We start from the raw sequence: 7111 nt of genomic DNA, 5'->3' as shown, positions 1-7111 counted from the left end.
GAGCAATATTTTCAAGATAAGCCTTTTTGTAGTGTTCATCTGCTGTCTGTTCTAATGGCTTCATTTCTTGTTTTTCAGCAAAGTAATTGAAAGGACGATCACCGTTATCTATAAGTTTTTTGCAAGTTGATGCATCTACTTCTAAGAGCGTTCCTTGCTGAGTATAAGCAGTATATTTATTGCCGTATTTCACACAGCCTGAAAATACAGGTTTTGTTTTGACTTCATAAGAAACATTTTCATGTAAGGTTTGATAAGGCTTTGATGGGTCATAAATGAAAACCTCACCAGGGCGATTTTCTGAATTAACTTTAAATGTCGGATCATAGGCTTCACGACAAGCATCATAAGACCAACCAAATTGATCTACGCATGTTTTAACTTTTTGTGCGATTTCAGGCGTGATTTCTTGTGTTTTTTCACCCTCTTTAGGTGTTCCATTGATATTTAAAATAGGAGCATCTTTAGCAGCATCAAGTTTACTTGTTTGCTCTTTTTTATTGATTAATGTCCCACCTGAAAAGCCGTCATAAGCAAGCCATAAACCACCTAAGCCGACAGCACATAAGAGAAATACTTTCTTAGGAATGTTGATCTTATGTGTATGCATCGTTGCAGACGTATAAAGCTTTTGAACTTTCTTTGAATAAGTAAACTTAAATGTTCGTTCTGCTACACGTTTTTTAGCTCCGCTGTTTGGGTCAATAACAGCGTATGACCATACATTAACGTAGGCTTGAGGTAGTCCCCACGGTCTGTATAAATGGTAATGCTGACCAACAACAGCACGCACTTCGGTATGAATTAATACAGGGAATTGGGTGATGAACCAAATATCAAAACCACGATGACGATGCACTGTTAATTCTTCGATGATTGGGTTTTTTTCACGTGTATTTTTATAGATTGGTCGGTTTTGGACTTCATCATAAAAGATGATTGAACCATCAGGGCAAGTTCTCCAGTCGTCAGGACTAAGTAAAACATTTTCTAAGCGTAGTCCGTTAATGTCCGCATAGATCTGTCGCACTGGTGGGAAGTTCTTAAACTTGGTTTGAATAGTTTTATTCACAAAATTAACAAGCAAATTAAGTGTTGTAGATTTATAAAAATGCTCAGGAAAAATAGTAGGTGAAAACAATTGTTCAAAGTCACAGTGATCAAAAAGTTTAAAAAACTTTTCGAGTGTGATTTCTTTTTGATCATAGCCGTCTAATGCATCACGGATAGCTTTAAACATGTTTTGACTACCCTTAAACTCAACGAGGTCAACGGTAATCATTTTGTCTTTGTTTTTTTCGAGATGCTCAAGAAAATAAGAATAATTTTGCTGAGTAATCTTTAAATTTTTTTCATTTAATTCGTCTTGTTTAACAATCTCATTCACAGCGAATTGAGATTTACCAACACCAGGAGGAGCAGTTAAAAGAAAGATCATTTTTATTTACCCTGTTTCAAGAATACTTTTGATTGATTCATTGTCATTTTTACGAGTAATGCAGTAAGTACCGTTTGCATTAAGACAATGATTCCACTGGCACTAAGAAGCCATAGACTAAAATTTGATAAAGACCCACTAGCTGAAATAAAGTTGTTAATGTATTCATCTATATAATATTTATGCAGGGTATAAGAACCTAAAGCTAAGCCTGCACCGCCTAAGGCGTTTGATAAAAATCCGTGTTGTGCTGATTTAGTGAAATCAGCAATTTTTCCCCATAAACTCATGATGATCTCCAACCAAGAATACAAGCTGCTAAATACCAACCAAGCCCAACAAAGAAGTAATAAAGACCTTCTGCGATTTCACATAGCCAAACTGGTGAAAAGTCGGCTTGTGCTTTGAATGTTCTTAAATCGAAGTTATAGATCAAGGATGGACATTCAGAATTACTCGTAGGCAATTTAACTTGCTCAGTAGGCTTTTCAGGTTCTTCAATTTCGATTTCTGTGTCGTCATTGTCTGTATCGGGTGTGTCATCAAAGAACTCTTTGATTTTGTCCCAAAGACTTTTCTCATCTGCTTTGTGCTCTATATCTTTGTTAATCCAAGTACAAAGTGTTGCAGCATATTCACAGAATGCAGGTAATTCTGTTGTTTCAGGTTTTGGCTTGGTTTGTGTTGACGTTTCAGTTTTTGTCGATGTTGAGCCGTCAGGCATGGTCGTTGTTTCAGTGACAGTAGTTGTCACTTCACCCGTATCAGGGTCGGTTTTAGTGTCTGTACGTGTTGTTGTTTTAGAGCCATCGGGATTCGTTGTCGTCGTGGTTTTTGAGCCGTCAGGATTTTGGGTTGTATCCGTTTGCGTAGAATCTTGGATTGATGTTGTATATGGGTTTCGCATATTTGCGTCACGATGTTCCATATAGTTATCCATCATCTCATCGGTGATTTCATTTGGGCCAAATGATGGGTCAGAACCTGGAGGTGATTTAGGTAAGGCGTTACCTTGTGAATCTTTTGGCGAATAGATATAGGTTGTGACTGGATCAGTCAGAGAATGCGTATTATTTTTAAACCAATTATAAAATGCATCTTCCATTTCTCCATCGGAAACAGGAGTATTTTGGGGCGGTTGTGCTGAGGGGTTATAATTTGGATTCTTTCCGTATCCCCAAGTATAAATATCTTTTGTTAGACCATACTTATCATAAAAATTAACAGTACCACCAACAACTTTATGAGATGTAATGTTATAACTTGGATAATTCTCAACTGAATATGCACGAGAAATAGTGACGGCTTCAGCCATAGAAGCTACACAGTTTCCGTTCCACTGATAGCAATTCTGTAGATGTGGATTTGTATTGTCTTGAACTGGTTTTTTATTTACTTTGCCTCCCTCATCAATCACCCAGCCAACACCATCCAAAATAACTTTCATTGCAGCAGCAGCACCCGCAGCATAAGCACCACCTTTTAAAAGGTTTTTTGCATGTTTGGCGGTGTTACGCTTGAAAGAATCATCATTCGCAGGGATTGAGACTTTTGTGTTAATTGTTGCATTTGAACCATCTACAGTGACACGTTGAGTAATGTCAGCGTTAATCATGTCATTTGCTGCACGTACATTTGAAACACCAATACCGTTGCGTGATTTCATAGCAGCATCATAAATAGATTCTTTACGTTCAGCGGCACCCGCATAAGCTGTAGACGTGAAAATACTAATTAAAATCAGTGCTAAAAACGTGTAACAACGGCTATCAAAGCGCACATGAAAAATGCTGTACATATCGGTTGTATCCAAAAAAAGATTGATGCTTCTTCCATAAAAATGCGCTCCCCACGCTTTTGTGCGCTCGACGCACAACCGCAGGGAGCGCAGTTTCTGTTTAGCTAATTTATTTGCATAAATCCGTTAAGCAGAAGAAACAGTACGCTTAGAGTAGCGCCATACAACAAAGCCAATAATTACAAGAATCATTAAGCCGTAGATGGCTTTTTGAGAGTTCATAACGGCTGTAATTTCACCAGTAATCGCCTCAAGAATTGTTGCAGCAAGTCCCCCAGTTTCGGCAGCATTTGCTGATGAAACCCCCAAAGTAGCACCAGAAAGAACTAACCCAGTTTGAACATTCAAATGAGACGCTTTAGCGCGAAACTTTTGAAACCACGTTTTTTCATGAACTTCTTGTTCAATCACTTCTACATTTTTTAAAGTCATGGTTTTATCCCCTATAGTGACTTTATGATTTTGACGACTAAAGCAAACACCAAAACAGCAAGCAGAAATTTAAATAGCAAAAGCGTAATAACGTCTGATTGTTGTTTAGTGATTGCAAAGTACATCCACCAGTCGATCTGCGCCTGAGCGAGATCTGCTAGACACTGATCTAATTGTGTATTGCTTGTATCAGTGTCCAATTCTTTTAACCTCTACACTTGGTTAAGTGAAAAGACATAATATTTTTGTGCATTAAGTTGAAGCATTTGGGACATTCGCGGATGTCGCTTCCAAATAAGTTGTATTTCATTGATAGTCCTGTTGTTCTGAAAGCTTGATGTCTTTCAACACTGGACGAGGCGGTGTTTTGGTGAAATCAAACTCAAATTCGAAATCAAACTTCGCAGGCAGTTCGATGTCTTTGAAACGGTAGAAATTGCCTGAGCCTTTAATTTTAAAAAGTTGTTGTTGTGCGCCCAGTGCATCCATATCACCCTCAGGAAATGGCTGAACTGCATAAATATTTAAATTATCGTAAGGCGTTGCAACGCCTTTGTTTTTGCCATTTTCAGGGGTGAATTCCCCCTTTGATTGTTTAAGGCCAATAACTGTTAGTGTCTGAGTTTGTGACATTTTTTAAGCTCCTAAGCTATTTTGTAATTAAATTGCGAGTTTGGTTCTACGTACCATTCTGGCAACTGTTGATTGAAGTCAATTTCAATGAGCTTGACGAATGGGATGATGTTGTTAGCCTTTTCAGTGTGGAGGTTCTGAAGATAGGCTTTTGAGAATCCACATAGACATAGATCGGCAACTAATCTATGAAATGATCTTTGGGAATAGGTTGTTTTTAATTCGACCAATCCTTTCTCTCGAATGAGACAATACATTGCGAATAAATTGCGAACTTTGGTTGGTGAAGGCTTACCTTTACTGGTCATAACCACTGCTGACCGTTCGATAGCTTCAAGAACACTTTTATCGTCAGTTAGTTTCATAGTTTGACCTCGTAGGGCTTCAAATATGCTATGAGTAGCTTTTGTCCAGAGTGTTTGAAGTAAGTTAGGGTTTTGCTTTTGGAAGCGGATTAATTCAAATAAATTTGTTGGGATGCCATTACGTTCTAACCAACGCTTTTTCAGGCGGGATTCAAAACGTAATAAGCCAATCGTCCAATCAACAAGTCTTTGATCAGACATGATTTCAACAACTCGAATTGCAGACTTATCCATTTTTAGTGCTTGTTGTTTTAAGTCTGCGAATTGCGCCATGAATTCATCATGTTTTAGATAGCATTTGTGCTGAACTAAACGTGATGTTTCACCGCCCCAGTAGCGAGATGTGTCATATGCTTTTTTGCTGATACGAGTTTGGCCATTGCTGACATTGCCTAAATATTCGAGAACTTTTTTTGCTGTAGTCTGATCTTTAACACGAGCTGAATAAGTAACATCGATATGCGAAACCCATGCTTTAGTCCAATCCAACATACGTGATAAAAGTGGATAGGCTTCTGCTAGAAAGCCGATCATTTCCATTGCACCCTGCTCTATGTTGTCACTGCCAAAGACGTTATGACCTTGTAGAAGTTTTGCAGGGCTTGCCTTGATTTGAACGTATGGCTCATATGAGGAATCGAAAAAGACTTTCATAGCCATTGCTGTGTAATGTGTTGGAACACTTTCAAAAGGATGGAATAAAGCAGAATTATGAATTGCCCCATCCTCGTCTTTATAAACTGAACGTGAAGCAAGTGGAATTTCTAGGCTATGTGGGTCTACATCTATGAAAAAATAACGTCCCTCAGCGTCTACAGAATAGAAGCTTGATTCGAACGGGGCATTAATACATAGATGATCTAGCATTGTTTTAAACATGTATACAAATTACATTGAGTAGAATTTAATACATGTTCACATGAATAGCAAGTACATATTACATGTATACAAGTATTATTGGATACATGTTAGTTGAATACAGAATGTTTAAATAATGGCTATTACCGTAAGAATGAATGACAAAGAGCAAGAAATGCTAAGAAAAAAGTGCATTGAGCTGAACAAGCAATTGATTAATAGAAACTTAATGCCGATTAAAGAAAGTGAGCTCGTTCACATCATTCTTGAGCAATGCATTAATAATGTAGAACTCAGTTCGAGTGGTATTTTAAAAGTGACCGAAGGTTAATTAAGGTGAAAACTGCCAAATTTGGCACTAGAGTCCACCATTAGAAGACGTGGACTCCCCGACTTTTCAAATTTTTTGGAAATTAAAAAGCCCCATCATAGGATGGGGCTTTTTTTGCGCTTGATGTCGCATAACGTAATTTTATGTTAAATAGCATATCCAAGACTGTAGCCTACGCAACCTCAGTTGGTGCTACAGCTCGACATTGTGAATCTCAGTAAAATTATATTCACAATGCCGAGTAAGCTAATGAACATAATATACGTTATGCCGAAATCTACGCGCGTAATTTTCAAATCACCGGATAGGATTTCTAAAAGTTAGAATTGAGCCACCATTGGCTTTAAGCACGTAACCTATCTATGTGATGATCTAACTTGATAAAAAACTGTTTGAGCTGATCTATTTCTTTGTCATTGTCTAATTCTGAATTTTGCAGTTGTTCTAGCACTGTCTCTAGTAGATCGCGCATGTACTCATAGTCGGCTCTGGTGAGTGTGCCCTTGTTTCTGTCATAGCTTGCAGTTTTGTACAAATGTGGGTTTACACGCATAAATCTTTACCGGCATCTTATTTATGCCTGATCTTTAGAATACCAACTTCGATATTTATCTAAATAGTTATTAAATTCAGTGATAAAAACATGAGACATATCTTCATCACTTAAAATCTTTTGTAAAACCTCAAGATTGATTGAAACATTTAAATTCCCACTTAAATGTTGTTTAGCAACTCTTTGCGCTTCATCTATAACTTGTTGAGATAACATATTTTCCCCCTAAGAATACTCATTTTTTATCTTAACAGACTTCGCTAGTTAAGATAAAAAATCGAGTTAAATTTGTGGAAAGCTTATGAACCAAATAAAGATTTAAAACCAATACAACTATAAAACCCCCATGTGTGTCCTAGATATATACCCAAAGAAAAAAATAAGAAAATAGAAAATAAAAAAAGTTTAAAAGGGAAAAACTGCATCTTAAATTTTAATACATGTGCATCATGTTTAACTTGATCTCTCATAATGAATTAGCTCCAGAAATGTCTCTTGGTACTGGTGTACCTAATGGTATTTGTTCAGATTTAACGACAGCATCTTTAGCTTTTACGTAACGCTCAGCATCTAAACGAGCAATATTTTCAAGATAAGCCTTTTTGTAGTGTTCATCTGCTGTCTGTTCTAATGGCTTCATTTCTTGTTTTTCAGCAAAGTAATTGAAAGGACGATCACCGTTATCTATAAGTTTTTTGCAAGT

9 protein-coding genes are annotated in these 7111 nt (G+C 37.2%); 1 reads left to right on the top strand and 8 read right to left on the bottom strand.

The genetic code is table 11. The features are described from left to right. From ABWW28_RS27120 to ABWW28_RS27095, 6 genes are all read right to left on the bottom strand, one after another. On the bottom strand, nucleotides 1-1438 hold a 1438-nt coding region (locus ABWW28_RS27120), incomplete at its 3' end, for a zonular occludens toxin domain-containing protein (RefSeq protein ID WP_353392929.1). A 2-nt stretch (nucleotides 1439-1440) separates the two neighbouring features. Continuing rightward, a complete protein-coding gene (locus ABWW28_RS27115; RefSeq protein ID WP_279678131.1) occupies nucleotides 1441-1728 on the bottom strand; it encodes a hypothetical protein in 288 nt (95 codons plus the stop codon). Next, nucleotides 1725-3236: a hypothetical protein gene (locus ABWW28_RS27110; protein ID WP_353392927.1), complete on the bottom strand. Its 1512-nt coding sequence runs from the start codon at nucleotides 3234-3236 to the stop codon at nucleotides 1725-1727. The genes ABWW28_RS27115 and ABWW28_RS27110 overlap by 4 nt, the downstream gene beginning before the upstream one ends. Before the next feature lie 126 nt (nucleotides 3237-3362). Beyond that, nucleotides 3363-3668, bottom strand: coding sequence for a hypothetical protein (locus tag ABWW28_RS27105; RefSeq protein ID WP_201703341.1), 306 nt, complete (start codon nucleotides 3666-3668; stop codon nucleotides 3363-3365). 306 nt (nucleotides 3669-3974) lie between these two features. Beyond that, nucleotides 3975-4301 (bottom strand): hypothetical protein, encoded by a 327-nt coding sequence (locus ABWW28_RS27100; RefSeq protein ID WP_201706510.1) that lies wholly within the window; start codon nucleotides 4299-4301, stop codon nucleotides 3975-3977. A gap of 11 nt (nucleotides 4302-4312) precedes the next feature. Next, nucleotides 4313-5545, bottom strand: a complete 1233-nt coding sequence (locus ABWW28_RS27095) for a phage/plasmid replication protein, II/X family (RefSeq protein WP_353392924.1) — start codon at nucleotides 5543-5545, stop codon at nucleotides 4313-4315. Nucleotides 5546-5660: 115 nt separating this feature from the next. Here ABWW28_RS27095 and ABWW28_RS27090 point away from each other — a divergent pair, with 115 nt between their 5' ends. After that, nucleotides 5661-5855 carry a hypothetical protein gene (locus ABWW28_RS27090; protein ID WP_353392922.1) on the top strand — a complete coding sequence of 65 codons (195 nt, stop codon included), beginning with the start codon at nucleotides 5661-5663 and terminating at the stop codon, nucleotides 5853-5855. Between the two features lie 574 nt (nucleotides 5856-6429). Here ABWW28_RS27090 and ABWW28_RS27085 read toward each other — a convergent pair. Together ABWW28_RS27085 and ABWW28_RS27080 are read right to left on the bottom strand one after the other, a co-directional pair. Next, on the bottom strand, nucleotides 6430-6624 hold the full coding sequence (locus ABWW28_RS27085; protein WP_353392920.1) for a hypothetical protein: 195 nt from the start codon (nucleotides 6622-6624) through the stop codon (nucleotides 6430-6432). Between the two features lie 250 nt (nucleotides 6625-6874). Continuing rightward, nucleotides 6875-7111, bottom strand: a 237-nt coding sequence (locus ABWW28_RS27080; RefSeq protein WP_353392918.1) for a hypothetical protein, incomplete at its 5' end; no start/stop codon positions are given.

The sequence above is a fragment of the Brucella sp. NBRC 14130 genome (assembly GCF_040371715.1).
Classification (GTDB): domain Bacteria; phylum Pseudomonadota; class Alphaproteobacteria; order Rhizobiales; family Rhizobiaceae; genus Brucella; species Brucella intermedia.
The sequence above is the reverse complement of the archived record's forward strand: the minus strand, read 5'-3'. Positions and strand labels throughout refer to the sequence as shown.

What these genes read in the sequence shown, in the direction of transcription:
- ABWW28_RS27115 (WP_279678131.1), bottom strand. Translation starts at nt 1,728, where the DNA reads ATGAGTTTATGGGGAAAAATTGCTGATTTCACTAAATCAGCACAACAC.
- ABWW28_RS27110 (WP_353392927.1), bottom strand. Translation starts at nt 3,236, where the DNA reads ATGTACAGCATTTTTCATGTGCGCTTTGATAGCCGTTGTTACACGTTT.
- ABWW28_RS27105 (WP_201703341.1), bottom strand. Translation starts at nt 3,668, where the DNA reads ATGACTTTAAAAAATGTAGAAGTGATTGAACAAGAAGTTCATGAAAAA.
- ABWW28_RS27100 (WP_201706510.1), bottom strand. Translation starts at nt 4,301, where the DNA reads ATGTCACAAACTCAGACACTAACAGTTATTGGCCTTAAACAATCAAAG.
- ABWW28_RS27095 (WP_353392924.1), bottom strand. Translation starts at nt 5,545, where the DNA reads ATGTTTAAAACAATGCTAGATCATCTATGTATTAATGCCCCGTTCGAA.
- ABWW28_RS27090 (WP_353392922.1), top strand. Translation starts at nt 5,661, where the DNA reads ATGGCTATTACCGTAAGAATGAATGACAAAGAGCAAGAAATGCTAAGA.
- ABWW28_RS27085 (WP_353392920.1), bottom strand. Translation starts at nt 6,624, where the DNA reads ATGTTATCTCAACAAGTTATAGATGAAGCGCAAAGAGTTGCTAAACAA.